Below are 1239 nucleotides of genomic sequence, written 5' to 3' on the forward strand. Positions count from 1 at the left end.
GATATGGAGTCTTCAAGGGTACAAGCCCTAGAAAACCCATTTGGTCCCAAAGTATTGGGGATGTGATTGGTAAAGGTGTAAACCATGTGGTCGGTACCGGACGTAAAGCATGTGTCCGGTACGTACCAGTAATGCTTGGTGGGTCGGGCGAGATTCGAACTCGCGACCAACGGGCTTAAAGAGATTTAATTGGCTCAGACAGGGTTACAAATTGCTCAAGCCTATTAGTTTTTCTCTAGTCGCTCAAGAATGAGATTAGCAAGAATGGATTCATCCCCATTAAAGGCTAGTTCCATTGCCTGATAAATTTGCTCCTGTTCCAGGTCGGAGTAGTCGAGTTGATAGCCTGCTGATTGACTAAGTTGGGAGATGAATATACGTTGCACTCGACCATTTCCTTCTCGAAAAGGGTGAAGGGCGTTTATCTCTGATAAATAGTGGGCTAATCTTTTTGATAGGGAGTCGGCATCCAAGCCTTTGAGCCGGTTTTCGCGAGCTAGTTTATTAAATATATCGTTTGCCGCAGATTCAATAAAACGTACATTAGCAAAGCGACTATTGCCACGGCTAATATCTACTATGCGAATCTTGCCGGCCCAGTCATATACATCTTGAAAGAGTGCCAAATGAATGCGCTGAAGATGAGCAAGGTCAAATTGACCTGCTATGGGGCTTTCTAGAATTTCAATTGAGCGCAAAGTAGATAGCTCACCTTCGTAGGTGTCTAAATCTTCTGCGTTGGTTATTTCTGCTTTGTTTCGAAGTACGTCTGTACCAGGGTAGCAGTAGGTGTCATCCGCGTCGTAGCGTGACATATCGTTGTTTAGTTTCTTCCAGTATTTGCGCAATACTCTTTTTACCGGCAACGTAATCAGTGAGGTTTTGCTCTAACTGCTTAGTTGGAACAATGCCTTCAATCCGAGCGGAAGCCACAGCGTTAGAAACGTTGTATTGGCGAGCTTGAGATTGGTTGGCAAACTTAGTTGGCATAAGTCTATTTTAGTCGATTTGGGGGTGATTTCCTAGCCATAAAATAGCTCTAAATCAGGCTTTAAATAGCTATTTGGAGGGATGATGTAAGTAATAAAAAAGCCCCGCAGAAGCGAGGCTTATGTACGACTCGACACATAGTTAACACTTTATACCGGACACATACTTTACAGTTTTTGGCATAGGAGGGACCACTCTATGCCGTGGAATGAAAGTACGAAGATGGATGAAAAGCTCAAATTTGTGTCG

The 1239-nt window shown here is 43.7% G+C and carries 2 protein-coding genes; both read right to left on the minus strand.

Translation table 11 applies throughout. From position 1 onward, the window contains the following. Window positions 1-224: 224 nt before the first annotated feature. The gene (locus tag VC178_RS11400; RefSeq protein WP_323482625.1) at window positions 225-815 is read right to left on the minus strand and encodes a Fic/DOC family protein; all 591 of its coding nucleotides are present in this window, start codon (window positions 813-815) and stop codon (window positions 225-227) included. Beyond that, complete coding sequence (locus tag VC178_RS11405) at window positions 793-990, minus strand: antitoxin VbhA family protein (protein ID WP_068948940.1); 198 nt, start codon at window positions 988-990, stop codon at window positions 793-795. Before VC178_RS11405 ends, VC178_RS11400 begins: the two co-directional genes overlap by 23 nt. Between the last annotated feature and the right edge of the window lie 249 nt (window positions 991-1239).

Origin of the sequence: Polynucleobacter sp. AP-Sanab-80-C2, from assembly GCF_035012965.1 — a bacterium.
Classification (GTDB): domain Bacteria; phylum Pseudomonadota; class Gammaproteobacteria; order Burkholderiales; family Burkholderiaceae; genus Polynucleobacter.